18 protein-coding genes are annotated in these 24,826 nt (G+C 69.9%); 9 read left to right on the forward strand and 9 right to left on the reverse strand.

The window, feature by feature from the left end:
• Positions 1–85: 85 nt before the first annotated feature.
• From LOK46_RS16200 to tkt, 3 genes are all read left to right on the forward strand, one after another.
• Positions 86–1,102, forward strand: coding sequence for a TRAP transporter substrate-binding protein (locus tag LOK46_RS16200; protein WP_273558759.1), 1,017 nt, complete (start codon positions 86–88; stop codon positions 1,100–1,102).
• A gap of 137 nt (positions 1,103–1,239) precedes the next feature.
• Entirely contained in the window at positions 1,240–3,132 is a 1,893-nt protein-coding gene (locus LOK46_RS16205) for a TRAP transporter large permease (RefSeq protein ID WP_273558761.1), read from the forward strand.
• A gap of 155 nt (positions 3,133–3,287) precedes the next feature.
• Positions 3,288–5,282, forward strand: coding sequence for a transketolase (gene tkt / locus LOK46_RS16210; protein WP_273558762.1), 1,995 nt, complete (start codon positions 3,288–3,290; stop codon positions 5,280–5,282).
• Between the two features lie 15 nt (positions 5,283–5,297).
• Here tkt and LOK46_RS16215 read toward each other — a convergent pair whose 3' ends face one another.
• From LOK46_RS16215 to LOK46_RS16240, 6 genes are all read right to left on the reverse strand, one after another.
• Positions 5,298–5,462 carry a hypothetical protein gene (locus LOK46_RS16215; protein ID WP_273558764.1) on the reverse strand — a complete coding sequence of 55 codons (165 nt, stop codon included), beginning with the start codon at positions 5,460–5,462 and terminating at the stop codon, positions 5,298–5,300.
• 264 nt (positions 5,463–5,726) lie between these two features.
• Positions 5,727–7,364, reverse strand: a complete 1,638-nt coding sequence (locus LOK46_RS16220) for an acyl-CoA synthetase (protein WP_273558765.1) — start codon at positions 7,362–7,364, stop codon at positions 5,727–5,729.
• Positions 7,364–8,398: a TRAP transporter substrate-binding protein gene (locus tag LOK46_RS16225; protein ID WP_273558767.1), complete on the reverse strand. Its 1,035-nt coding sequence runs from the start codon at positions 8,396–8,398 to the stop codon at positions 7,364–7,366. The genes LOK46_RS16220 and LOK46_RS16225 overlap by 1 nt, the downstream gene beginning before the upstream one ends.
• Before the next feature lie 229 nt (positions 8,399–8,627).
• Complete coding sequence (locus LOK46_RS16230) at positions 8,628–9,140, reverse strand: ureidoglycolate lyase (protein ID WP_273558769.1); 513 nt, start codon at positions 9,138–9,140, stop codon at positions 8,628–8,630.
• A complete protein-coding gene (locus tag LOK46_RS16235) occupies positions 9,137–9,976 on the reverse strand; it encodes a bifunctional allantoicase/(S)-ureidoglycine aminohydrolase (RefSeq protein ID WP_273558771.1) in 840 nt (279 codons plus the stop codon). Before LOK46_RS16235 ends, LOK46_RS16230 begins: the two co-directional genes overlap by 4 nt.
• Positions 9,977–10,028: 52 nt before the next feature.
• Complete coding sequence (locus LOK46_RS16240) at positions 10,029–11,339, reverse strand: dicarboxylate/amino acid:cation symporter (protein WP_273558773.1); 1,311 nt, start codon at positions 11,337–11,339, stop codon at positions 10,029–10,031.
• Positions 11,340–11,547: 208 nt separating this feature from the next.
• Here LOK46_RS16240 and LOK46_RS16245 point away from each other — a divergent pair, with 208 nt between their 5' ends.
• Both LOK46_RS16245 and LOK46_RS16250 read left to right on the forward strand, forming a co-directional pair.
• Entirely contained in the window at positions 11,548–12,429 is an 882-nt protein-coding gene (locus LOK46_RS16245; RefSeq protein ID WP_273558775.1) for a LysR family transcriptional regulator, read from the forward strand.
• A gap of 197 nt (positions 12,430–12,626) precedes the next feature.
• Entirely contained in the window at positions 12,627–14,441 is a 1,815-nt protein-coding gene (locus LOK46_RS16250) for an acyl-CoA thioesterase (protein WP_273558777.1), read from the forward strand.
• 7 nt (positions 14,442–14,448) lie between these two features.
• On the opposite strand, the gene LOK46_RS16255 is transcribed toward LOK46_RS16250, so the two are convergent.
• Complete coding sequence (locus tag LOK46_RS16255) at positions 14,449–16,782, reverse strand: putative bifunctional diguanylate cyclase/phosphodiesterase (protein ID WP_273558779.1); 2,334 nt, start codon at positions 16,780–16,782, stop codon at positions 14,449–14,451.
• A gap of 247 nt (positions 16,783–17,029) precedes the next feature.
• Here LOK46_RS16255 and LOK46_RS16260 point away from each other — a divergent pair, with 247 nt between their 5' ends.
• Positions 17,030–18,649, forward strand: a complete 1,620-nt coding sequence (locus LOK46_RS16260; RefSeq protein WP_273558781.1) for a methyl-accepting chemotaxis protein — start codon at positions 17,030–17,032, stop codon at positions 18,647–18,649.
• A 96-nt stretch (positions 18,650–18,745) separates the two neighbouring features.
• Here the strand turns inward: LOK46_RS16260 and LOK46_RS16265 are convergent, their stop codons facing one another.
• A complete protein-coding gene (locus LOK46_RS16265) occupies positions 18,746–19,018 on the reverse strand; it encodes a hypothetical protein (RefSeq protein ID WP_273558782.1) in 273 nt (90 codons plus the stop codon).
• Positions 19,019–19,098: 80 nt separating this feature from the next.
• Positions 19,099–19,899 (reverse strand): SGNH/GDSL hydrolase family protein, encoded by an 801-nt coding sequence (locus LOK46_RS16270; RefSeq protein WP_273558784.1) that lies wholly within the window; start codon positions 19,897–19,899, stop codon positions 19,099–19,101.
• A 9-nt stretch (positions 19,900–19,908) separates the two neighbouring features.
• Between LOK46_RS16270 and LOK46_RS16275 the strand changes: the two genes are divergently transcribed.
• The 3 genes from LOK46_RS16275 (at position 19,909) to LOK46_RS16285 (ending at position 24,678) form a co-directional block, all read left to right on the forward strand.
• Positions 19,909–21,588, forward strand: coding sequence for a lipase family protein (locus tag LOK46_RS16275; protein WP_273558786.1), 1,680 nt, complete (start codon positions 19,909–19,911; stop codon positions 21,586–21,588).
• Positions 21,589–21,745: 157 nt separating this feature from the next.
• On the forward strand, positions 21,746–23,185 hold the full coding sequence (locus tag LOK46_RS16280) for a hypothetical protein (protein ID WP_273558788.1): 1,440 nt from the start codon (positions 21,746–21,748) through the stop codon (positions 23,183–23,185).
• 275 nt (positions 23,186–23,460) lie between these two features.
• Positions 23,461–24,678 carry a flagellin N-terminal helical domain-containing protein gene (locus tag LOK46_RS16285; protein WP_273558790.1) on the forward strand — a complete coding sequence of 406 codons (1,218 nt, stop codon included), beginning with the start codon at positions 23,461–23,463 and terminating at the stop codon, positions 24,676–24,678.
• Positions 24,679–24,826: the final 148 nt, after the last annotated feature.

Here is a 24,826-nt window from a genome sequence, read left to right on the forward strand (position 1 = left end):
CGCCCCGGACAGCAACGCGGGTCGCGGATCCACCGCCGGTCAACGGCGGGGGTCGCACGGCCCGGACCACCCAGGGAGTGAAACCATGCGCGACACGCGTCTCAGCCGCCGCAGCCTGCTCGCGGGCGCGGCCGCCCTGCCGGCTTTCGGGATTCTGACCCGGCGCGGGCAGGCCGCCGAGTTCACCTACAAGCTCGCCACCGGCCAGGACCCGACCCATCCGGTCAACATCCGGGCGCAGGAGGCGCTCGACCGGATCCGCGAGGCCACCGGCGGCCGCCTCGAGATCAAGCTGTTTCCCGCCAACCAGCTCGGCTCCGACACCGACCTGCTGGCCCAGGTCCGCAACGGCAGCGTCGAGTTCTTCAACCTCGCGACGTCGATCCTCGCCACCTTCGTGCCGGCCGCGAGCCTGCCGAACACCGGGTTCGCCTTCAAGGATTACGACGCCGTCTGGTCGGCGATGGACGGCGGCCTGGGGAGCTACGTCCGGTCGGAGATCGCCAGAACGCCGATCCTGACGGTCTCGAAGGTTTGGGACAACGGCTTCCGGCAGATAACCTCCTCGACCCGCGAGATCCGGACGCCGGAGGACCTGAAGGGCTTCAAGATCCGGGTCCCGCCCGCGCCGATGCTCACCTCCCTGTTCAAGGCGTTCGATGCCGGCGCGGCGCCGATCAACTTCAACGAGCTCTACTCCTCGCTCCAGACCAAAGTGGTCGAGGGCCAGGAGAACCCGCTGGCGATCACCGCCACGACGCGTCTCTACGAGGTGCAGAAATCCTGCAGCATGACCGGGCATGTCTGGGACGGCTACTGGATCCTCGGCAACAAGCGGGCCTGGCAGCGGCTGCCCGAGGATCTGCGCGCCGTCGTCGCGCGGGAACTCGACCGGTCGGCGGACGCCCAGCGGGCCGACGTCGCCAAGCTCAGCTTGTCGCTCCGGGAGAGCCTCACCGCCAAGGGCATCACCTTCATCGACGTCGACCGCGCGCAGTTCCGCGCGGCGCTGGCGCGGACGAGCTTCTACAGGGACTGGAAAACCAAGTACGGCGACGTGGCGTGGTCGCATCTTGAGGACGTGTCGGGCAAACTGACCTGAAGCGCTTTCCGCCGGATCGGGTAACGGTATCGGAGAACGAAGGCGCGCCGAGACGCACCACAAGAAACACGCGAAGACGCACGTGGGGCCAGTCCCGCCGCCAGCGGCATCGGGACCGGCCCCGTCGGGAGGGCGCCATGCAGGTTGATATAGCGGCCGTCGAGACGACGGCGGGGATTGAGTTGTCGGGACCGCCGCTGCGCGCCCGGGGCTGGCTGCGCCGGCTGGATGCCGGGCTCGGCTACCTCGTGGAGATCCCCGCGGCACTGCTCGTCCTGGCCGAGATCGCCGTGCTGCTCGGCGGCGTCGTCAGCCGCTACGTGTTCCGCGAACCGCTCGTCTGGTCGGACGAGCTCGCCTCCATCCTGTTCCTGTGGCTCGCCATGCTGGGCGCCGTGGTCGCCTTCCGGCGCGCCGAGCACATGCGCATGACCGCCTTCGTGGCCATGAGCGGCCCGCGGCTGCGCGCCTTCCTGGAGACGGTCGCGCTGGTGGCCGGCCTGATCTTCGTCGCCCTGCTGCTGGAGCCGGCCTTCGAGTTCGCCAGCGAGGAGACCTTCGTCCAGACGCCGGCGCTGGAGCTGAACAACGCGTGGCGCGCCGCGGCCCTGCCGATCGGCCTCGGCCTCATGCTGATCGTGGCCGTGATCCGCCTCCTGGAGACCGCCGACTGGAAGCTCACCGCGGGCGCGCTGATCCTGGGCGGCGGCGTTGCCGCCGCACTCCTGGCGCTCCAGCCGTGGCTCGCCAACCTCGGCAATCTCAACCTGCTGCTGTTCTTCGTCGTCGGCGTCGGCGCGCTGGTCTTCTCCGGGGTGCCGATCGCCTTCGCGTTCGGCCTGTCGACCTTCGCCTACATCACGCTGACCACCGACGCGCCCTCCATGGTGGTGGTCGGCCGCATGGACGAGGGCATGAGCCACCTCATCCTGCTCGCCGTGCCGCTCTTCGTGTTCCTCGGTCTGCTGATCGAGATGACCGGCATGGCCCGCGCCATGGTGGGCTTCCTGGCCTCGCTGCTGGGCCACGTGCGCGGCGGCCTGCACTACGTGCTGGTCGGGGCGATGTACCTCGTCTCCGGCATCTCCGGCTCGAAAGCCGCCGACATGGCGGCCGTGGCGCCCGTGCTGTTCCCCGAGATGAAGGCCCGGGGCGCCAAGGAGGGCGATCTCGTGGCCCTGCTCGCCACCACCGGCGCCCAGACCGAGACGATCCCGCCCTCGATCGTGCTGATCACCATCGGCTCGGTCACCGGCGTGTCGATCACCGCCCTGTTCACCGGCGGCCTGCTGCCGGGCCTCGTCCTCGCCGCGACGCTGTGCGCGCTGGTCTGGTGGCGCTACCGCCGCGAGGACCTGAGCCACGTCGCCCGCCCGTCCGGCAGCGTCATCGGCCGCGCCTTCCTGGTGGCGATCCCGGCGCTCGCCCTGCCCTTCGTGATCCGCTTCGCGGTGGTGGAGGGCATCGCCACCGCGACCGAGGTCTCGACCATCGGCATCGTCTACGCGGCTCTGGCGGGCCTGCTCATCTACCGCCAATTCGACTGGCGGCGGCTCTACCCGATGCTGGTGACCACCGCGACACTGTCCGGCGCGATCCTGCTGATCATCGGCGCGGCGACCGGGATGGCCTGGGCGCTGACGCAGTCGGGCTTCTCGCAGACGCTCGCCGAGGTGATGAAGAGTCTCCCGGGGGGCGCGCTCGGCTTCCTGTTCGTCTCGGCCGTCGCCTTCATCATCCTGGGCTCGGTGCTGGAGGGCATCCCGGCGATCGTGCTGTTCGGGCCGCTCCTGTTCCCGATCGCCCGGGCCGTGGGCGTCCACGAGGTCCACTACGCCATGGTGGTGATCCTCGCGATGGGCATCGGCCTGTTCGCCCCACCCTTCGGCGTCGGCTACTACGCGGCCTGCGCGATCAGCCGGATCCATCCCGACGCCGGGATGCGCCCGATCGTCGGCTACATCGTGGCCCTGCTGATCGGCCTCCTCGTCATCATCCTCGTCCCCTGGTTCTCGATCGGCTTCCTCTGAGCGCACCCGCCCGGAGCTGAACGCTCTGCGCCACGGCGGATGCCGGACCGGCGCGGGACAGGGTCAGACCTTCGACTGAGATCCATCCCGGGCAGCCGCGGTGCCGCCCGGGCGGCCTTCGCGCGCCGGACATTCGCACCGCCCGAGCCAGATCCATGCCCGACACGCCCGATGCCACGCTCACGGCCCGGATGGCCGACGCGATCCGCTTCCTCGCCCTCGACGCGATCGAGCGGGCGGGAGACGGCCATCCCGGTGCCCCGCTGGGCTGCGCCGAGATCGCCGTGGCGCTGTTCACGCGCCATCTGCGCTGCAAACCGGACGACCCGGTCTGGCCCGACCGCGACCGCTTCGTGCTGTCGAACGGCCACGGTTCCATGCTGCTCTACGCGGCCCTCCACCTCGCCGGCTATGCCGGCTTGCCGATGGAGCAGATCCGGCGGTTCCGCGAACTCGGCTCACACACCCACGGCCATCCGGAGATCGCGCCCGAACTCGGCATCGAGGCGACCACCGGCCCCCTCGGCCAGGGCATCGCCAACGCCGTCGGCATGGCGGTGGCCGAGGCCAAGCTCGCGGCGACCTTCGGTCCCGACCTGGTCGATCACCGCACCTACGCCCTCGTCGGCGACGGCTGCCTGCAGGAGGGCATCGCCCACGAGGTGATCTCCCTCGCGGGTCATCTGCGCCTGGGCAAGCTGACCTTCCTGTGGGACGACAATCGCATCACCGACGACGGCGCCACCGACCTGTCGATCTCGGAGGACGTCCGCGCGCGCTTCCGCGCCGCCGACTGGCAGGTGATCGACGCGGACGGGCACGACGTCGAGGCGGTCTCGGCGGCGATCGGGCTCGCCCAGGGCGACCCGCGCCCGAGCCTGATCGCCTGCCGGACCGTGATCGGCCGCGGCCTGCCGCGCCTCGAGGGCCAGCGCGGGGCCCATGGCGGGCGCGTCTTCGCCGGCGACTGCGCCGAGGCGCGGGCCGCCCGGGACTGGGATCACCCACCCTTCACCGTGCCCGACGACGTCACCGCGGCGTGGCGGGCAGGCGTCTCCGGGCGCAATCGCGACGGCTACGCGACCTGGATGGCGCGCCGGGCGGCGCTCCCGGATCAGGTGCGGGCCGCGTTCGACCGAGTGAGCGAGGCGCGTCTCCCGGAGGGCTGGCACGGGCAGCTCCGCGCGCTGCGCGACGGCTTCGCCGAGGCGGGGGCGGCCCGCCCGAGCATCGAGGTCTCCGCGGATATCGTCGCCGCCCTGTCCGATTCCATCCCCGAGCTGTTCTCGGGCGCGCCGGATCTCGAGGGGCCGACGAAGCACAAGGGCGACTTCCGCGCCTTCACGGCTCGGGACCGGTCCGGCCGCTACCTGCATTACGGCATCCGCGAGCACGCCATGGGCTCGATGATGAACGGCATCGCGGCCCATCGCGGCCTGGTGCCGGTGGGCGCGACCTACCTGGTCTTCTCCGACTACATGCGCCCGTCCCTGCGCATGGCGGCGCTGATGAACCTGCCGGTCATCACGGTCTACAGCCACGATTCGATCGCGATCGGCCGCAACGGCCCGACCCATCAGCCGGTCGAGTACCTCGCGTCATTGCGCGCCATCCCCAACATGCTGGTGCTGCGGCCGGCCGACGCGGTGGAGACCGCGGAGTGCTGGGAGATGGCCCTGGCCAACCGGACCGGCCCGACATCGCTCATCTGCTCGCGCCAGGCGCTGCCGGCCCTGCAGCGGCCGAGCGGCGGGGAGAATCGCAGCGCGCGGGGCGCCTACGTCCTGGCGGACGCCTCGGGTCCGCGGCGGGTGACGCTGATCGCGACCGGGTCGGAGGTCGCGCTGGCGCTCGAGGCCCGAGAGAGGCTGCAGGCGGAGGGCGTGCCGACCGCGGTCGTTTCCATGCCCTCCTGGGAGGCCTTCGCCGCGCAGGAGCGCGCGTATCGTGAGAGCGTCATCCCGCGGGACGCGGTGCGGGTCGCGGTCGAGGCGGCTCTGCGCTTCGGCTGGGATCGCTGGATCGGCGAGGATGGCGGCTTCGTCGGGATGACCGGCTTCGGCGCGTCGGGCGCGCCGGAAGACCTGTTCCGCCACTTCGGCATCACCGCCGAGGCGGTGGCGGAGGCCGCGCGGACGCGCCTGAGCTGAGGCGCGCCGGACGACTCAGATCATGCCGGCGGCGCCGGTGCGCACGATCCGGTCGCGCTGCTCGGCGTAGCGACCGGCCGCGGCGCGGCGCATCGCGACGCCGAAGCGCCCGGCGATCTGCGCGAGGAGCGGCGCACCGTTCTCGGTGCGGATGCCGACGAGGTTCGCGAGGGTGGTCATCGTGCCCGATCCCGGTCCATCCCGGGCAGGACGCCCGGCGTGTTGCGCTGCAATATGAGCCGGTCTGCGAGCGGGCGTGAGGGGCTCCGCGCGCGGGCTGTCATGCGCCGAAAACATGCTGCCGGGAGCGAACGTTGACGGCGTGGCGGACAGGACCGCGTCGCGCGCCCGGCGGCGGGTGCAGTGCGGTCGTCGCGGATCGCATGACGCGCGTGCGGGTCCCGCGTCGGCGCCGACGACCCTGCGCGCGAGGCTGGCGAGGGCTTACGGGACCTTCGACGGCCCCGGGGCGTCGAGCGGCAAGTCGCCGCGCGCTTCGAGTTCGTCGCGGATCGCGCGCTTCGTCACCTTGCCGTAGCCGGATTTCGGCAGGGCCTCCCAGAAGAACACGCGCCGGGGCAGCTTGTAGCGGGCGACGGCGGTCGACAGCCACGCGATCAGCGCCCCCTCCTCCACCGCGATCCCGGGACGTGCGACGCAGACCGCGACACCGACCTCGCCCCAGGCGGGGTCCGGTACGCCGAGGATCGCGGCCTCGGTGATCGCCGGATGGGTCAGGAGCTTCTCCTCGATCTCGCGCGGATACACGTTCGAGCCGCCGTAAATGTACATGTCCGAGGCGCGGCCGGTGATGAACAGGAAGCCCTCTGCGTCGAGGTGGCCGAGATCGCCGGTCCGGAACCAGCCGTCGCGGAACGCCGCCGCGTTGGCCTCCGGGTTGTCGTAGTAGCCCGCGAAGACGGCCGGGCCGCAGACGCAGATCTCGCCGGTCACGCCCGACGGGCACGCGCGGCCCTCCGTGTCCTGAATCTGGACCTGCATGCCGGTGCGCTCGATCCCGCAGGTGCCGACCTTCACGTCCGGCCCGTCCTCGGCCGCGTGCAGGCGGGGCGGCAGCACCGTGATGTTGCCGGTCACCTCGCCGAGCCCGAAATACTGCACCAGCACCGGGCCGAGCACCCGCAGCGCGTGCTGCTGGTCCGCCCGGTACATCGGCGCGCCCGCGTAGATGACGTGGCGCAGGCTGGAGTGGTCGTGCGCCGAGACGGCCGGATGCTCGGTCAGCAGCTTCACGATGGTCGGCACGGTGAAGAGGTTCGTGACGCGCCACGCCGCGACGAGGGCCCAGACCTCCTCGGGATCGAGCCGCTCGCCGGCAAGGAGCACCGTCTTGGTGCCGGCCGCGACCTGCGCGAGCTGGTGGATGCCGGCCCCGTGGGACAGCGGCGCCACGACCAGGGACGCGTCGGCCTCCGTCGTGCCCGGCATCAGGTCGCAGAGGTGGTTGGTGACGACGAAAGCCATCTGACCGTGGGTCAGGACCGCCGCCTTCGGGCGACCCGTCGTTCCGGAGGTGAAGAAGAACCAGCACGGATCGTCGTGCTCGACATCGGCGACAGGGACGGCCGCGCCCCGATGGTCGGCGACGAGCGCGTCGTAGTCGGCACCGAAATCCGCGCCGCCGATCTCGACGACGCGGTCCAGGTCTGGGCAGGCCTCGCGCACGGCGGCGGCGTGGTCCGGAAACCCCGCGCCGCAGATCAGCGTGGAGGCGCCGCTGGCGCGCGCGAGGTAGGCGATCTCCGCGGGCGTCTGCCGGAAATTGGCCGGCACCCAGACGGCCCCGAGCCGGAAGCAGACGAACATCGACTCGAACAGCTGGTTGCTGTTGCGCGCCTGGACCAGCACGCGGTCACCCTTGGTCACGCCGCGGGCGGCGAGCGCCGCCGCCATGGCGTCGACCCGGGCGTCGATCTCGGCCCAGCTCCAGCGCCGCTCGCCCCAGGCGAGCCCCACCGCGTCCGGAAACCGGCGCGCGGTCCGGCGCAGGAAGTGCGCGAGATTCATCACCCGCCGGGAGCACGGCGCGACCCCGCCGAGCGGCGCCCCCGCGGCGCCCATCAGGTGAGCTTCCCGCAGGCCTTCTCGAGCAGGGACCAGCCCTCGTCGCCGTACCGGCCCTTCCACTCGGCGTAGAAGCCGGCCTTGCGCAGCTTCTCGCGGAAGGGCTCGGGGTCGGGCTTGTTGAAGACCATGCCGTTCTTCGAGAGCTCCGCCTGCAGGTTGGCGTTGAGCTGCGCGACGTCGGCCCGCTCCTTCATGCCGGCAGCGTTGATGTGGCGGGCCACCGTCTCGCGCAGATCCGCGGGCAGGCGCTCCCAGGCGCGGCGGTTCGCCAGGAACCAGTACCCGTCCCACATGTGGTTGGTGAGCGAGCAGTACTTCTGCACCTCGTAGAACTTCGTGGTGGAGATGACCGCGAGCGGGTTCTCCTGGCCCTCGACGATCTTGGTCTGCAGGGCCGAGTAGGTCTCGTTGAGGTTGATCGAGGCCGGAGCCGCGTCGAAGGCCTTGAACATCGAGGTCCAGAGCGGCGAGACCGGGACGCGGATCCGGAAACCCTTGAAGTCGTCGGGGGTGGCGATCGGCCGGGTCGACGAGGTGGTCTGGCGGTAGCCGTTGTCCCAGATCTTCTCCATGGCGACGAGACCGGCCTTGGCGATCTGCTGGCGGACCCAGGCGCCGAGCTCGCCGTCCATGGCCGGCCAGACGGCGTCGTAGCTCGGGAAGGCGTAGCCGATGCCGTTGATCGACGCGTTCGGGACCAGGGTCGAGAGGATCAGCGGCGACATCGTGAAGAACTCGACGCTGCCCGAGCGCAGCTGGCTCAACGTGTCGGTGTCGGAGCCGAGCTGGCTCGTCGGGAAGATCTTGAGGTCGAACCGGCCGCCGGTCTCCGTGCGCAGCGCCTCCGCCATCTCGCGGGCGCGGATGTTCATCGGGTGCGTGTCGGGCAGGTTGTTGGCGTACTTGTACGTGAAGTCCGCCTTCTGCGCCCGCGCCACGTGCGGTGCCGCCACGGTACCGGCGATGAGGGCCGTCGAGCCGGTCGCCAGGAATCGGCGGCGGGACAGGGGCGTGCGGTACGGGGACATGGCGGCCTTTCCGGTGCGGGCGCGGGGCCCGGCGTTTCCTCGGGTCCGCGTTGGTGCGGACTCCTGATTGCGGCCTCGATAGCCGCTGACCGGTGCCAGTCAACGCACTTTCGCGGCCGCGTCCCCGGGAATGATTGCATCCGGCCGCCGCTGATACGGGGCGACCGGAGGGGCCCCGGTCGCGCGAGACCGTGGCGACGCGGCGACGGCGCGGATGGCGCGGTCCGCGTCAGTCCCGGCCGGGCAGATGCACCGTCCAGGGCTCTTCGAAGGTGTGTTCCTCGAGGTTCACGCCCGGGCCGCCGCGGTCGACCACGACGAAGTCCTGCGGCTGGCCGTACGGCGTCAGCACCCCGTGCCACGTGTTGCGCGCGTAGCAGATCCCCTGCCCCGGCGCCGTCACGAACGCCTGCGGCGGCCCGGGACGCCCCTGCGCGTCCGGGCAGACCACCACCAGAAACGGTGCCGCGCTCAGCGGCAGGAACGCCTGCGCGCCCAGTGGGTGCCGCTCGACCAGGCCGAGCCGCAGCGGCACCGGGTAGGGCTGCGCCTCGACCAGCCCGATCACCACCCGCGACCCCTCGCCCACGACCTCGACCGCCGCCAGATCGTGGAAGCGCCGCGCCATCCCGCCGTTCATCGGTCGCGGCGCCACCGCGGCCGCGTCGATCACCGTGCCGAACGGCGCGAAAGCCTCGGCCGTCAGCGGCCGGGCGACGATCGTGCGGGCGCCCGAGCTCACCGGCCGAGCCCGCGCGGCGCCAGCGCCGGGTGGCGGTTGACGTCCTTGTACAGCAGGTACCGGAACGGGCCCGGCCCGCCCGCGTAGCAGGCCTGCGGGCAGAAGGCGCGCAGCCACATGAAGTCGCCCGCTTCGACCTCGACCCAGTCGCGGTTAAGTCGGTAGACCGCCTTGCCCTCTAGCACGAACAGCCCGTGCTCCATGACGTGGGTCTCCTCGAACGGGATCGAGGCGCCCGGGCGCAGGCGGACGATGTTGACGTGCATGTCGTGGCGCAGGTCGTCGGAGTCGACGAAGCGGGTGGTCGCCCAGGCGCCGTCGGTGCCGACCATGCCGGCCGGCTCGACCGCCGACTCGTGGGTGACGAAAGAGGTCGGCGCGTCGAGGCCGGCGGCGGGCTGGTAGACCTTGCGGATCCAGTGGAAGCGCACGGGCGCGTCGCCGTCGTTGCGCAGGGCCCAGGCCGCGCCGGGGGCGAGGTAGGCGTAGCTGCCCGGCCGCAGGGGGTGGCGCGCGCCGTCGAGCGTGAGGCTGGCCGTGCCGGCGACCACGAACAGGACGCCCTGCGCCCGCGGCTCCGGCTCGGGGGCCTGGCTGCCGCCGCCGGGGGCGACCTCCATGAGGTACTGGGCGAAGGTCTCGGCGAAGCCCGAGAGCGGCCGGGCCAGGATCCAGGCCTGGGTCCTGTCCCAGCCCGGCAGGAGGCTGGTGACGATGTCGCTCATCACGCCGTGGGGGATCACCGCGTAGGCCTCGGTGAACACCGCGCGGCCGGTCATCAGCCGCGTCTGGCCGGGTAGGCCGCCGCACGGGGGGTTGTAGGCTCCAGCGCTCATGGTCGGTCTCCGAGATTCGACTTCAAGCTGTAAACGTCGGGCAGGGAATCCGTCACGCGGTGTGCGGCTCCGCGACCGGCGCCTCGAGGATCTCTGCCGTGTCGGTGGTGTCCTCGCCGTTCAGGACGCGGTTGGCCTGCGCCCGGTCGATGTCGCCCTCCCAGGCGGCGATGACGACGGTCGCCACGCAATTGCCGATCAGGTTGCCGAGCGCGCGGGCGATGCCGACGAACCAGTCGACCGACAGGACGAGGACCAGCCCGATCACCGGGATCTCGGGGACCGCCGAGAGCGTCGCGGCGAGGACGACGATCGCCGAGCCGGGCACGCCGTGGGCGCCCTTGGAGGTCAGGAGCGCGATGCCGAGGATCAGCATCAGGTGGCCGAAGGACAAGTCGGTGTTGGTCGCCTGGGCGATAAAGACTGTGGCGAGGGTCAGGTAGAGCGAGAAGGCGTCGAGGTTGAAGGAGTAGCCGGTCGGGATCACGAGGCCGACGGTCGATTCCTTGATGCCGAGCCGCTCCATCTTGCGCATGACCTGCGGCAGGACGCAGTCCGAGGAGGCGGTGCCGGCCACGACGGTCAGTTCCTCGCGCAGGTAGGCGAGCAGCTTGAAGATGCTGAAGCCGGCGAGCCGCATGATGCCGCCGAGCACCACGACCACGAAGAGCGCGACACCCGCGTAGAACAGCACCACCAGCATGCTGAGCTGCTTCAGGGAGCCGACGCCGTACTTGCCCACCGTGAAGGCGACCGCGCCGAGCACGCCGATCGGCGCCAGGCGCACGATGAAGCCGATGATCCGGAACAGGACCTCGGTGATGCGCTCCAGGCTGTCGGCCAGGGGCTTGCCGCGCTCGCCGAGGAGCGACAGCCCGGACCCGAACAGGAGTGCGAGGAGGAGGACCTGGAGGATGTCGCCCTTGGCGAAAGCGTCGACGAAGGTCGTCGGCACCAGCTTCATCAGGAAGTCGACGGTGCCCGTCACCTGCCCGACCCGGTCGGTGTAGCTGGAGAGCGACTTGGCATCCAGTGTCGCCAGATCGACGTTCATGCCGTGACCGGGCGCGAAGACGTAAGCGAGTACGAGTCCCAGCGCGAGCGCGATGGTCGTCACCACCTCGAAGTAGATCAGGGATTTGAGGCCGACGCGTCCGACCTTCCGGAGGTCGCCCGCGCCGACGATGCCGTGCACGACGACGCCGAAGACCAGCGGCGCGACCACCATCTTGATGAGCTTGATGAAGACGTCGCCCAACGGCTTCAGGGTGACGGCAAAATCGGGCCAGAGCCGGCCGAAGAGGACGCCGATCATCAGGGCGGCGACAACCTGCCCGAAGAGCGACCCGAACAAGCGCTTCATCGCAACCTCCCTGGAACGGCTTGCCCAGACCCGGCCGCGAACGCCCCGCCTCTCGCGGGCGGGTTCGATCGGACACGCTCGCGGCGCGCGGCGGCATTGTGCAGCGCGATGCCTGATCGGCCTTCCGGACGGCAAAATCGTGCCGAACGATCTAGACGTCAAATATCTATTTCATTTAGATTGAAACTTTCGAAGTCCGAATGACGCGATGGAACTGCGCCACCTCCGCTACTTCGTCGCCGTCGCGAAGCACCTGAGCTTCACCGCCGCCGCCGAGAGCCTCGGCGTCGCGCAGCCGCCGCTCAGCCAGCAGATCCGCGACCTGGAGGAGGAGATCGGGACGGCGCTCTTCGAGCGGACGACCCGGCGCGTGGCGCTGACGCGGGCCGGTCACGACTTCCAGATTCAGGCCATCAACCTCCTGGAGCGGGCCGCCGAGGCTGTCGAGCGGGCCCGGGCCATCGGCGCGGGCACCGCCGGCATCATCAATGTCGGCCTGACGGGCTCGATGCTCGCCGGGCCGCTCGGTCACGCGATCCGCCATTTCGCGCAGGTCTACCCGGCGGTGGATCTGCGGATCCACGAGATGTCGCCGGACCGCCAGATCGCGATGCTGAAGGCCGGTCAGACCGACGTGAGCTTCCTGCGCGCGCCGCCGCAGGATGCCGATCTGGTCCGGGTCCGCGCGTGGAGCGAGACCGTGCAGGTTGTCCTGCCGCGGGGGCACCGCCTCGCGCGGCGGAGGCTCCGCCTCGCCGACCTGCGCGACGAGCGCTTCGTGTTCCTGCGGATGTCCGACTCTCTGTTCGCGAAATACCTCTGGGATTGCTGCGTCCATGCCGGTTTTGTCCCCACCATCACCCATCAGGCCGTCGAGGCGGCCTCGCTGACGAGCCTCGTCGCGTCCGGCCTGGGCATCGCCATCATCCCGGAATATGTCGCCCGGCTGGCGCACGCCGACGTGGTCTACAGGCCGCTCGAAGGGCCCCGCATCCGTGCCGACGTCTTCGCGCTGTGGAGCCCTGCGAAAGCGGCTCTGGTCGGCAACTTCGTCGAGCTTGTCCGCGACAGTCAGAAGACCGCCGACTAGGCGGATCGCCCGAACCTCCGACACGTGTCGAGGGCCGTGAGGGGACACGGGCGCCTCTGAGCGCCTGCCGCGGGCCAGCAGCCCAGGGTTTTTCCGCTTATGGATATCTTATATCCGCCTTCTTTTTAAGCCGCCATATTCCCGAAACGAATCTGATACGCTATTGCTGCTCTCGGTCCGGAGCGCTTGCAGCCACAATGCCTTCCCAGTTCATCCGCTCCGCGGCCTGGGCGCCTACGATTGCTTTGTCGTGGTTCTGGGGGCTCGGGTTCTTCTACGCGATCCATGTGACGCTCACCTACGGCTGGCTCGGGTTTCTTGCCTTCGCGTTGCCGAACGCGACGGGTCTCGGCCTGTTCGGCTGGGTGCTCGGCGCGCCCCGCCGGAACCTCGACTCGGTCGTGGCAGCCGTGCAGGGCCCGTACGCCCTTCTGTTCATGGGGGCACAGTTCTTCGCCGTCGCGATCACGATCTTCGGATTCGCGGCCTACGCGTGGCTCCCGCTGTTCGGCCACGAGGCCGCCGTCGGCGTGGTCGCCCTGGTCCTGGTCGCCTGCTCGATCGGCCACGCGGTGGCGCTGCGCGGGATCCGGATCATCCACGGCGGGGCGCTGGTGTTGGGACTCGCGGCGGGCGCGATCCTGCTGGGCGGGCTGCCCACGCACCGGGACGGCTGGGAGGTGCCGCTCCAGGCCTTCGACGAGCGCTTCTACGGGCTCGTCATCCCGTCGCTCGTCGGCTTCCTGCTCGGTCCCTGGATGGACATCCAGCATTGGCAGCGTGCCGTGGAGATCCGGCGCTCGGGCGGATCGGTGCGCGCGGCCTACGTCACCGGCGCGCTCCTGTTCCTCGGGCTCCTGACGATCAACGCGCTGCTCGCCGCGCGGGCGGGACTCGGCACGCTGGTCGTCTCATCGGACGGTCTGCCGGGAGCCTACGCGGCCGTGGCGCAGACGATCGGTCGCGATCCCGCGACCACCGTCACGGCGGCCTTCGTCATCTGGACGGCAATCGCTGCGGCGACCACGATCGACAGCTTCTACAGCGCCACGCGCTGGCTCGGGACCTCGATCACGGCGCGCAGCAACTCGCCGCTCCTCGCCTTCGTGCCGGCGGGACTCGTCGCGTCGCCGGTCTGGATCCTCGGTGCCGCGCTCGCCACCGCGGCGGCGGCGATCTGGGCGAACCTCTCGCTGCTCTACCTGATGATGCCCTTCGCCACGCTCCTCGTAGGGGCGGCAGCGTGTCTCGTGTGCGAGACGCTCGGTGCGACGCGCCGGTACGACTCGGTCCTCGCGTCCATGATCGGCGCGACGGCGTGCCTGATCTTCGTCACGGGCTACCTCGCACCGAGCTGGGCGCTGCTGGCCATCGCGCCGCTCATCGGCCTGATCGGCGCCCTTCCGATGATCGCGGAGGTGCTGGGCTTCCGCGCGCCGCCGCCGGTGGGAGAGCTCATCCCGGCGGCGGAGCGGGCGCCGCGGGCTGCGCCGGTGCCGGTCGCGGTGGACCAGACGGATGCCGTGGCGTCACACGGGTTCGACGGGCACTGGTTCGTCCTGCGCCTGATCCCGACCTACGACGACACCAACTCGGTCGGGAACGTCTACTTCGCCAACTACGTGCGCTGGGTCGGCAAGGCGCGCGAGCTGTTCTTCAACATCTGCATGCCGAATTTCGACCTGAAATCGACGGACTTCTACATCCTGACGAAGTCCTTCCATCACGACTTCCGCCGGGAGGCGATGGAGTTCGAGCCGGTCACGGTCCGCATCTCGATCGCGAGCCACAACCGGAAATTCGTGACCCTGGCACACGAGATCCACAGCGAGGTCAACGGGCTGCTCGGTCGGGGCGAACAGTCGCTGATGTTCGTGGACACCGTCCACTATCGGCCTCTCGATATTCCGCGGACCATCATCGAGGGCTTCCTGCCCTATTGGCCGAAGACGTCCCCGCACGCCGTCGCGGGTGGGGACAGCCCGAGCGGGGTCGCGCCCCTCGGCGTCTGACGGCGTCTCACGCCGCCCGGACAGCCGTGGGGAGGAGCTGACGGCTCCGCGCCAGCGCCGCGGCCTGCTCGGCCGGCAGCGGCTTGCTGAACAGGTAGCCCTGGAACTCGTGGCAGCCCTGCTCGAGCAGGCAGGCGCGCTGCGCGTCCGTCTCGACGCCCTCCGCGGTGATCGTCATGTCGAGGCTCGTCGCCATGTCGATGATGGCGTTCACGATCGCCGCCGCGCCGCGCTCCTGCGGCAGGTCCCGGACGAAGCTCTGGTCGATCTTGATCTTGTCGAAGGCGATGCGGCGCAGGTAGCTCAAGCTCGAATAGCCGGTTCCGAAATCGTCGAGCGACAGCCGCACGCCCATCTCGCGCAGCTTCGAGAGCGTGGCGTTGATCGCCGGCGTGGCCTCCAGGAACACCGACTCGGTCACCTCGAGCTCCAGGCGCACGGCGGCCAGCCCGCTCGCGCGCAGGGCGGACCGGACGAGCTGGGTCAGGTCCGAGTGCCGGAACTGGCGCGGGGACAGGTTGACGGCGATGCGGACATCCCCCGGCCAGCCGGCCGCGATCTGGCAAGCCTCCCGCAGGATCCACTCGCCCAGCGGGATGATCACCCCGGTCTCCTCCGCGAGGGGGATGAACTCGCCGGGTGAGACGAAGCCGCGCGCCGGGTGCTTCCACCGGATGAGCGCCTCGAAGCCGCGGACGCGGCATTCCTTGGCCGCCACGATCGGCTGGAAGTAGAGGACGAACTCGTCCCGATCGAGCGCACCCCGCAGGTCGGCCGTCAGCGCCCTCCGCGCCTCGATCCGCTCGTCCATCTCGGCCTCGTAGAAGCGGTAGCCGTTCCGGCCCTCGCTCTTCATGCGGTAGAGGGCGAGATCGGCGCGGCGCAGGATCTCCTGGCAGCCGTCCTGCGGGGCGATCGCGATCCCGATGCTGACGCTGACGGTCAGCCGGATGCCGTCGATGGTGAACGGCGACGCGAGCGCCTCGACGATCCCGTTCGCGAGCGCCTCGATGGCGCGCAGGTCCCGGGCGCTCCGCCCGGTCGCGAGGACCGCGAACTCGTCGCCGGCGAGGCGGGCGAGCTGGACATCGGAGGCCTCGAAGCTCCGGAGCCGCTCGGCGACCGATTTCAGGAGCTTGTCGCCGGCCGCGTGGCCGAACGTGTCGTTGACGCTCTTGAACTCGTCGAGGTCGAGGGCCAGCACGGCGAACCGGTCGCCCTGCGCGAGCCGTTCCCGCGCCGATTCCTGGAGCTGATGGAACAGGACCCGGTTGGGCAGATCGGTGAGGGAATCGTGCAGGGCGAGATACGACAGGCGCTCCTCCGAGCGCCGCTTCTCGGTCACGTCCGAGCCGACGCCGCGGTAGCCCGAGAAGGCGCCGGCCCGGTTGAAGGTCGGCTTGCCGCTGAGGCACCACGTCCGCCGCTCGCCGGCGATATCGAGCTGCAGGTGCAGGTTCCGGAAGGCGCGCCGCTCGGCGATGCAGCCCCAGAGCGTGGTGCTCGAGTGGCTCCTGGGCGGCGCGACGGGCGGCAGCAGCAGCCGCTCCAGCGGCAGGCCCATCAGCTGGCGCTCGGACGAGCCCGCGACCTCGATCAGGCGCGGGGAGACGTGCTGGAGGCGCAGGTCGGCATCCGTCTCCCACAGCCAGTCGCTGGCGCTTTCCTCGAACTCGTTGAGCAGGAGGTGGGTGAACTCCTGCTGCCGTTCCAGCTCGATCTGCGCGATGACCCGCATCGTCAGGAGCCGGCTGAGATGCAGGATCGTGAAGCAGATGAAGATCGCGTAGAAGAACAGCAGCACCGCGACGTAGATGTAGAAGGGCTCCCCGGTCGTCGCGAGGGCGATGAACGAGCCGAGGATGATCAGGCCGGAATAGCCGATGGCGACCCGGGGCAGCACCGCCGCGCTCATGCCGGTCGCGATCAGGCCCGCGATGCTGGAGGCGATCAGGAGCCGCCCGTGCGCGTCGGCGCCGGCGAAGAGCATGACCGGGATGGAGGCCAGGAGAAGCCCGTAGGCCTGCGCGGCCAGCACGACCCCCTGGACGAACGAGGACGGCACCTGGAGGGGCTTGGGGCGGGAGCGCCAGCGCCAGCACTGCTGGAGCGAGACCACCGCCAGCGGCAGGACGAGCGCCTCGAGACCGGCGAGGTAGGCGCGATTGGCCGGGTTCCAGAACAGGTAGACGATGACCTGTACGACGCTGAGACTCACAAGAATCGTGAAGGGAACCAGGCGCAGCGCGACGTCGAGCTGCTCGACGCGGGCGCGCGCGCGAAGGTTCGCGTCGAGTGGATCCGCCTTGCGATCGGTATCGATCAGGAAAGAAATCAACATCTCGCGGGACGCAAACGCCTTCCGAAAAAGCTTTACGATCGAAAACTGGGGCTATGGCTGTTTAGATGCATACACGATCGCTCGCTTGCACAAGTACAAGTCGCTTGTAGGTTTACAACTCGTAAATATCGGGGCGAGGCGCGAGGAAGCGGCTCGCGTCGGCCGGTCGGCGGCGCTAAGAGGCGAGCGTGTACCGGTCGCGGCCCGGACAGAGGCGTCCGCAGGGCCGAGCAGGATGAAGCAGACCATGCCGCAAACGCTCGGACTCAACCGCATCTTGGGCGGTGCGATCGGTGTCATCGCCGTGGTGTCGGTCCTGACAAGCGGCGCGGTCCTGATCACGGCCGATCAGCTGCGCGACGCGACCGATGCCCGGAGCCGGTCCAACCAGCTGATCCGCGCCCTCGACGGCTTCCGCGCGGCCATGCTCAATCAGGAGACCGGACTGCGCGGCTACCTGATCACGGGCCGCGACGGCAGCCTGGAGCCTTACCGCACGGGCCGTCAGACGCTCGACGAGGCGATCGACCGGCTCAGGAGCCTGATCGGCCAGGATCCCGAGCGGACGCGCCTCCTGGCCGACGCCGTGGCGGCGGCCCGCAGCTGGCAGACCGAGGTCGGCGAAGTCGCCGTCCGGATCGCGGCCGATCCGGCGACGCGGGACGAGGCTGTCCACATCGAGGCGGACGGTCAAGGCAAGCGGCTGTTCGATACCTTCCGCGAGAAGCTCGCGGCCATCGAGGGCCTCGAAGGGGCGGTGCGGGCCGGGCTGGCCGAGCGCGTCGCCCGGGGCGAGCGCAACGAGGGCCTCGCCCTCTGGGGCGGAACGCTGATCACGCTGCTGATCTGCCTGGGCATCGGAGTCGCCATCAACCGCCTCGTCGTCCGGCCGCTGGTGGGGGTGATGGGCTTCGTGGGACGGGTCGGCGAGGGTGACCTGTCGAGCAAGCTCGATGTCCGCGCCGGGGGCGAAGTCGGCCGTCTGAGTACGACGCTGAACACGATGGTCGCGGGTCTGTCGGACCTGGCGCGGACGAACCGGGCGGCGACGGCGGACCTGAACGCGGCCGCGGCCGAGATCCGCGCCTCGGCGCAGGAGCAGGCGGCCTCGGTCGAGCAGCAGTTCGCGGCCGTGCAGGAGACCGCCGCCACGGTGGACGAGATCACCCACTCGGGCGCGCAGATCTCCAAGCGCGCCACCGAGGTGATCGCCACCGCGCAGGCGACCGCCCAGACCTCGCGCCAGGGCCTGCGCGCGGTCTCCGACACCGCCAAGGCCATGGACGCGATCCGCGAGCAGGCGGAGGCGGTGGCCGGCAACATCGTCAGCCTGTCGGAGAAGACCCAGACGATCGGCGACATCATCGAGACGGTCAACGACATCTCGGAGCGCACGCACCTGCTGGCGCTCAACGCCGCCATCGAGGCGGCCGCGGCCGGGGAGAGCGGGCGCAGCTTCGCGGTGGTGGCCTCGGAGATGAAGCTCCTGGCCGACCAGGCGAAGGCGGCGACCGGTCAGGTGCGGGGGATCCTGGGCGAGATCCAGCGGGGCATCAACACGTCGGTGATGCTGACCGAGGAGGCGGTCAAGCGCGCGGCGGCCGGCAAGACGCGCTCGGACACGACGCAGCGCACGATCGAGGAGATCACCGCGCGGGTGGAGGAGAACGTGCAGACGTTCCAGCAGATCGTGGCCTCGACCAACCAGCAGCAGCTGGGCATCGAGCAGGTGATGGGGGCGCTGCAGAACATCCGCCAGGCCAGCCAGCAGACGGCGGCCGGCACGCGGCAGGTCGAGGCGGCCTCCGCCAACCTCACCGAGCTCGCCCAGGCCCTCATGGCCCTGGCCGAGCGATACCGGCACTGAGGTCCCGCCCGGACCGAGCCGCTCCGGCGACGGCCCCGTCGTCGGGACCGTGTCCCCACCGTCGGGCCGCTCCGGATCGGCGGAGCCCGGAGGAACTCAGCCGCGATGCGCCGGTCGATGGGGCGCCTGCCGGCGGGAGGCGGTAGCGGCGCGCCCGCGGGCTGCCCGGACGCGCACGATGTCGGCCATCCCGACCGGCCGCGGCGGAGCCTCGCCGGTGAACGGCATCCGGCTGCGGACATCACCGTAATAGTCGGACCCGCCCATCCCGAATCCGCCGGCGACGACGGGTCCGTCGAGGAGCGGCTCTCCGGCCGAAGCTCCGGTGCTGACGAGGACGAGGAGAGGGACCGCGAGGAGGAAGCGCATGATCGCATGCGTACACCGACCTGCGTCAGCTTTGCGACGGCGCAGGTCACGATGGCGTGCGCGCGGCCGGAGGGGCGCCGTCAGGTGTCCGGGTCGCTGCCGCGATAGCGCGTCGGATGCGCGTGCGACTTCTGCCAGCCGGTCCGCCCCTGGGCGAAGCCGACCTCCAGGAAGTGGACCAGCGGGTTGACGCCCGCCACGCGGACATCCGGGTTCGCGTCGAGATACCCGTCGGTGCTGAAATGCCCGCTCGGATCACGGCCCTCGCGCCAGCCGACATCGAGGTAGTGTCGCGCCAGTCCTTCGGGGTACCGGCACGTGTCGGCGTACCAGCTCCTGTAGTACTCTTCATCGAAACCCGGGAGTGGACTCTGCAGGTAGCGCTCGAGCCCATATCGATCGCGGATGTGGCCGGTGATGCGCGCGGCGACAGCCCCGTAATCGCGCAGATGCATCCCGTCGATGAAGGCCTGATCCTCGGCCAGCCCGAACCGGGTCCCGCGCAGCGGCACGAACGGGTCGAAGAACGAGACGCCCCGGCTCACGCACACGTCGCGGAGGAGATCCGAATACACCTCGACCGCCGCGGGGTCGCGCTCGGAAGCCTTCGACACCGGCGTGGGCGGCAGAGCCGAGACCAGCGTGTCGAGGGTCCAGGTCTGGAAGCGATCGACGATGCGGCTCGCCTGGCTGACGAAGTCGTCGGTCGCCGACTTCGTGAGCGCCGACGGCGAGCGGATGTCGTTGGTCCCGATGATCAGGATCGCGAGGAAGGCCGGCAAGGGCGCGCTCAGCAGGTCGAGGGCGCGGCGACAGGAGCCTACCGTGGCATCCGCGAGACCGACATTCAGGACGGGACGCGAAACGACCGGTCGCGGCATGTGAAACGCGTGCGAATCACCGGCGAGAACGATGCAGCCGCTCGGCGCAGCGTCGAGGACGGCCTGGACGTGGCCGATCTTGTGACGTCGGAGGGCGCCGCTGCGAAGCGCCCTCACGGCCTCGGAAAAACCCATACGAATCTTGAACACCGCCCCCGCGTCCCGCACCGTAGGAGGCTCAGTTTTCCCAAGTCCAGTCCTTCCCGAGCGCGGCGCCGCTTTTTGACGCCGGCGGTGTTGCCGGGTGACAGAGGCCGTCACGCCCGACGGATCGTGAATGCTGGCCGGCGGCGGAACCGATTTCGCCGGTGCGCTGTTGTCGACCCCTCGGCGATCGTGCAATTGAGCCGCCCCTGCCGGCGCCGTCGACCGCCACGAATCCGCCTCGTGCTCTCGTCCTTGTTCAATCACATGGTCCGCGGCTACTTATCGTTCACGCCTTTCAAGCTGAGAGACCTTCATCCGGCGCCGGTGGCGCGGCGACACGTCTTTTTCATCCACGGATTCGACGCGCGCAGCGGCATCCGCTTCCCCGCTTTCTTCAAGCGGGAACTCCACCGTCACACGGCGCGGTTCGGGGCGATGCCGCGCGCGGTCTCGGAGATCCGGACCGATCCCGACGGTCTGAGCCGGAGCTGGACGGTCGACGCGCCGGCCGACGGGGATGGCGCGGCCGTCCGCTGCGAGACCCTGATCTGGAGCGACATCGTCCATTCGGATCTCGCCCGTCCCGCGTCGCGCAAGTTGGCGCTGCTGGCCCGGAGCGTCGTGTCGGGGCTCGCGCAGGGATTGTTCTTCAAGACGTCCCGGTTCGGATGGCCCTACACCCTGCTGAGCGCCTTCCCGTTCTTCGTCGCCTTCGTGGCCCCGGCGCTGCTGCTCGCGCTCGGCACCGCGATCTTCGCCGCCGTCGGCCCGTCGGGGGTGACGGAAACGGTCTGCGTGGTGCTGCTTCTCGCCGCCGCCGCGATCGCGCTCCTGTACGGCGCCAAGAAGGTGCTGGGGCGCCTGTTCTTCTGGCACATCCTGAGCATTCGCATCTTCTTCTGGCAGCATGCGACCGGCCGGCGACCGGATTACGTGGACCGGATCGCGGTCTTCCGGGACCGTGTCCTGGCCGAACTGGCGCACTGGCGCGCGAACCCCGCGGACGCGCCCGACGAGGTCATGATCGTCGGGCATTCCCTGGGCGCCGCCATGGCGGTCGAGGTGGCCGCGCAGGTCCTCGCGCGCCTCGGGACCGACGAGCGAGCGCATCCGCGACTGTCCCTGGTCACGCTGGGCTCGGGCCTGCCCTTCGTCGCGCTCCAGCACGAGGCCCGCGCGTTGCGCCGGGACATCGCGTCGCTCGTCTTCAGCGACCGCATCGTCTGGTGCGACTACCAGGCGCCCCAGGACTGGCTCAACTGCTACGGTTTTAACCCGATCTTCGATCTCGGATTCGGGAGACCGGCGTTCCTCGCCTGCAACCCGCTCATTCGCTCCGCCGGGGTCAAGGACAGGATCCCGGAGGACGACTACAAGCGCCTGCGCCTCAAGCCCTTCCACATGCACTTCCAGTTCCTGAAAGCCAATTTCAGGCCGGGCGAGTACGATTTCTTCGAGATGATTCTCGGCCGGCAATCGCTGCTCGACCGCGCCCTGAGGCCGATCTGCCGCCGCGCCGCCCCGCCCGCGCAGGGCGCGTGACCCGGTCCGCAATCGACGGGCCGCGCTCGCGCCAGCGCTCGTGAAGGGTCCGGACACCATCCGGCGGACCGGGGCGCCGGATATCAGACGGCCACATTCGCGTCGTCAGCCTCCGCCGGGGTGCCGCGGTGTCTCGGTGGCGGGGGCGGAGCGAGGAATGGGTGTGAGCGTAGTGCCGGGCTTCGTTGCGCCGAAGGGCGCTCTCGTCGGGATGCTGGTGGCGGCGCTCGCCGCGCCGGTCACGGGCGAGGCCGGCTGGAAGGGGCCGGAGGCGCAACCGCTGTTCGTCAACGAGGCCAATCCGGCCGGCTACAACTACGCGCCGAGCGTCATCACCGAGAACGGGACGACCGACATCTGGTGGTGCGGCCAGGGCAAGACCGACGTCATCTTCCACCGCTCCTACACGCCGCAGACCGGCTTCTCGCCGGCGCGGATCGTGTTCCAGCCGACTCCCGGCTCCTGGAACCGGCAGTACGTCTGTGATCCCAGCGTGATCCGAGGGCGCTTCATCAACCCGGCGAACGGACAGACCTACACCTACGCAATGTACTACTCAGGGGCCGACAATCTGCCCGGAAACAACAACCAGACGGGCCTCGCCTTCTCGAACGACAAGGTGACGTGGGTCGACTATCCGGAGCCGGTCATCAAGCCGATCAATCCCGTGGTCGCGCAGGGCAATTACGGCACCGGCCAGCCGGCGACCTTCTCGGACGGGCGGTCGGGGCTGTTCGTCTTCACGACGGATCTCACAGGGCCGCAGGGCGTGCGCGGCTTCGGGGACCTCTACGTGCGGCACACGGCCGACGGCGTGCATTTCGGGGCACCGGCGCGCGTTCCCAACGTCACGGCCGACGGCGCGACCATCAACCCGAACTCGGATTTCGCCTACGATCCCAGGGCCGGCGAGGTCTACGTCATCACCGGGCTGCCGGGTCGCGTGTGCCAGCAGGTGGCCTGCAAGGATCCGGGGCGCAATCCCGACCGGGAAACCTACCAGATGGGGCTTTTCAAGATGCCCCTGAAGGCCGTGCTGAGCGGGGCACCGGCGGCTTGGAGGCCCCTGGGATACCTGAATTCCGACGTCACCGGCTTCTACCTGAACCACAGCCCCGGCTTCCAGCGCGACGGAACCGGATACCTCACGCCGTTCCTGCCGGACGTCACGGTGTTCTTCTCGGGCGGCGACCCCTACCCCGGCACGTGGCGGATCGCCGAGGCGCGGCGGCCGAGCGGCGCCGACCGCCTCCCGCTGCAGCGCGCCTTCGGGCCCGGCGGGCACTGGGTGACGACCGGCTATATCGGTCCGGGCTACACGATCGAGCGCAGCGTCGGCACCGCGTTGACGATCCCGGCGCCCGGGACCGCGATGCTGATGAGCTGCGCGGCGGGGCAGGACCACTTCCTCAGCCGGGACCCGAGATGCGAGGGACAGACACCCCTCGGGCAGACCGGCTACGTCTACGAGGCGCGCAGGCCGGGCAGCCACCCGATCTACCGCTGCATCGCCGGCGGCCGCGATCATTTCGTGTCGACCGCACCGGACTGTGAGGGACACACGTCCGAAGGTTTGCTCGGCTACGCCCTCGACTGAGCTCGCGCCGCACGGCGCGACGCAGCGACTGGATCGACCATGTGTCCCGTGCGGCGGCGGGCGGATCGCGCCTACGCAAGTCTCCGTTGGCATCCCGGCCCGCGCGTGCGTGACCGATGCCGCGCGGGACAAGCTCGCGCGCGACGGCCGTACATTTCGCGGTAACGCTACCGATTCGGCGAGAATACTCGCGCAGTTAATTCAGACTTAACCCTAACCGGTATTCTTAGGCATCCCCGAGAATCGGGTTGCTCCGGTTGGAAAGATAGCGATCCATGTCCTCCATCACCCTGTCGGCCGCGACGCGCCAGAACCTGCTCTCGCTGCAGGACACCGCCCAGCTGATGGCGACCACGCAGAACCGCCTCGCCACCGGCAAGACGGTCAACTCCGCCCTCGACAACCCGACCAACTTCTTCACCTCCCAGGCCCTCGACGGTCGCTCCTCGAGCCTGAACACGCTCCTCGACGGCATCTCCAACGGCATCCAGTCGATCCAGGCCGCCAACCAGGGCATCACCTCGATCCAGAAGCTCGTGGATCAGGCCAAGTCGATCGCCAACCAGGCGCTCTCGACCCAGCTCTCCACCACCGGCACCGCCGCCAACGCCTACAGCGCCAGCACCGCCTCCCAGACGGTCCTGCTGACCATCAACGGCAGCTCGGTCTCCGCCACGGTCGCCGCCTCCTCGAGCATCAGCGCGACGGTGGCCGCCCTCAACGCGGCGGTCAGCTCGGCCTCGACCTCGTCGAGCGGCGCCTTCGGTGCCGGCGCGATCTTCTCGGCCGACAGCACCGGTACCAAGATCGTCCTGAACGCCCAGGCCGACGTCGAATTCCAGAACTCCGGCAGCCAGACGGCGCTCGGCTTCACCGCGTCGGGCACCACCGCCTCCACCTACGGCACCGCCGCCAGCACCGTCGTCTCCAGCGACCTGTCGATCTCGGGCGTGACGCAGCGCGCCTCGCTGGCGAACCAGTACAACAACCTGCTCAACCAGATCACGCAGCTCGCCAGCGACGCCAGCTACAACGGCGTCAACCTCATTGCCGGCAAGGGCAATGACATGAACATCAAGTTCAACGACACCGGCAGCTCCAACCTCAACGTCGCCTCGGTCGACGCCACGTCGAACGGCCTCGGGCTGACCTCGATCACCAACTCGAACAGCTCGTCCAGCCAGAACGGCCTCGGCAACTTCCTCTTGAATGCGGACGTCAACAAGACGCTCGCCACCCTGACCACCGCGGGCGCGAACCTGAACTCCGCGGCGAGCACGCTGGGCTCGAACCTGTCGGTGGTCCAGAACCGCCAGGACTTCTCCAAGCAGCTGATCAACGTGCTGCAGACGGGCTCGGCCAACCTGACCAACGCCGACCTGAACCAGGAAGCGGCGAACTCGCAGGCGCTGTCGACCCGCCAGTCGATGGGCATCTCGGCCCTGTCGCTGGCCAACTCAGCCCAGCAGGGCGTCCTCCAGCTCCTGCGGTAAGAGCGGTCCGGTCCGCGACGCAGCGGCCGGGGCAGCGCCCCGGCCGCTCGCGTTCGCGGGGCGCCAGATCCGAATTCGGCCGGTTTCATGAGACAGGCCTCTGCGGCCAAGCGGCGTTCCTATCCCCGCGCCGGGATTGCGGTGGCGG

Origin of the sequence: Methylobacterium sp. NMS14P (assembly GCF_028583545.1) — a bacterium.
GTDB lineage: Bacteria > Pseudomonadota > Alphaproteobacteria > Rhizobiales > Beijerinckiaceae > Methylobacterium.

What these genes read in the sequence shown, in the direction of transcription:
- LOK46_RS16245 (WP_273558775.1), top strand. Translation starts at nt 11,548, where the DNA reads ATGGAACTGCGCCACCTCCGCTACTTCGTCGCCGTCGCGAAGCACCTG.
- LOK46_RS16205 (WP_273558761.1), top strand. Translation starts at nt 1,240, where the DNA reads ATGCAGGTTGATATAGCGGCCGTCGAGACGACGGCGGGGATTGAGTTG.
- LOK46_RS16240 (WP_273558773.1), bottom strand. Translation starts at nt 11,339, where the DNA reads ATGAAGCGCTTGTTCGGGTCGCTCTTCGGGCAGGTTGTCGCCGCCCTG.
- LOK46_RS16255 (WP_273558779.1), bottom strand. Translation starts at nt 16,782, where the DNA reads ATGTTGATTTCTTTCCTGATCGATACCGATCGCAAGGCGGATCCACTC.
- LOK46_RS16235 (WP_273558771.1), bottom strand. Translation starts at nt 9,976, where the DNA reads ATGAGCGCTGGAGCCTACAACCCCCCGTGCGGCGGCCTACCCGGCCAG.
- LOK46_RS16280 (WP_273558788.1), top strand. Translation starts at nt 21,746, where the DNA reads ATGGGTGTGAGCGTAGTGCCGGGCTTCGTTGCGCCGAAGGGCGCTCTC.
- LOK46_RS16270 (WP_273558784.1), bottom strand. Translation starts at nt 19,899, where the DNA reads ATGCCGCGACCGGTCGTTTCGCGTCCCGTCCTGAATGTCGGTCTCGCG.
- LOK46_RS16215 (WP_273558764.1), bottom strand. Translation starts at nt 5,462, where the DNA reads ATGACCACCCTCGCGAACCTCGTCGGCATCCGCACCGAGAACGGTGCG.
- LOK46_RS16260 (WP_273558781.1), top strand. Translation starts at nt 17,030, where the DNA reads ATGCCGCAAACGCTCGGACTCAACCGCATCTTGGGCGGTGCGATCGGT.
- tkt (WP_273558762.1), top strand. Translation starts at nt 3,288, where the DNA reads ATGCCCGACACGCCCGATGCCACGCTCACGGCCCGGATGGCCGACGCG.
- LOK46_RS16225 (WP_273558767.1), bottom strand. Translation starts at nt 8,398, where the DNA reads ATGTCCCCGTACCGCACGCCCCTGTCCCGCCGCCGATTCCTGGCGACC.
- LOK46_RS16285 (WP_273558790.1), top strand. Translation starts at nt 23,461, where the DNA reads ATGTCCTCCATCACCCTGTCGGCCGCGACGCGCCAGAACCTGCTCTCG.
- LOK46_RS16220 (WP_273558765.1), bottom strand. Translation starts at nt 7,364, where the DNA reads ATGGGCGCCGCGGGGGCGCCGCTCGGCGGGGTCGCGCCGTGCTCCCGG.
- LOK46_RS16200 (WP_273558759.1), top strand. Translation starts at nt 86, where the DNA reads ATGCGCGACACGCGTCTCAGCCGCCGCAGCCTGCTCGCGGGCGCGGCC.
- LOK46_RS16265 (WP_273558782.1), bottom strand. Translation starts at nt 19,018, where the DNA reads ATGCGCTTCCTCCTCGCGGTCCCTCTCCTCGTCCTCGTCAGCACCGGA.
- LOK46_RS16250 (WP_273558777.1), top strand. Translation starts at nt 12,627, where the DNA reads ATGCCTTCCCAGTTCATCCGCTCCGCGGCCTGGGCGCCTACGATTGCT.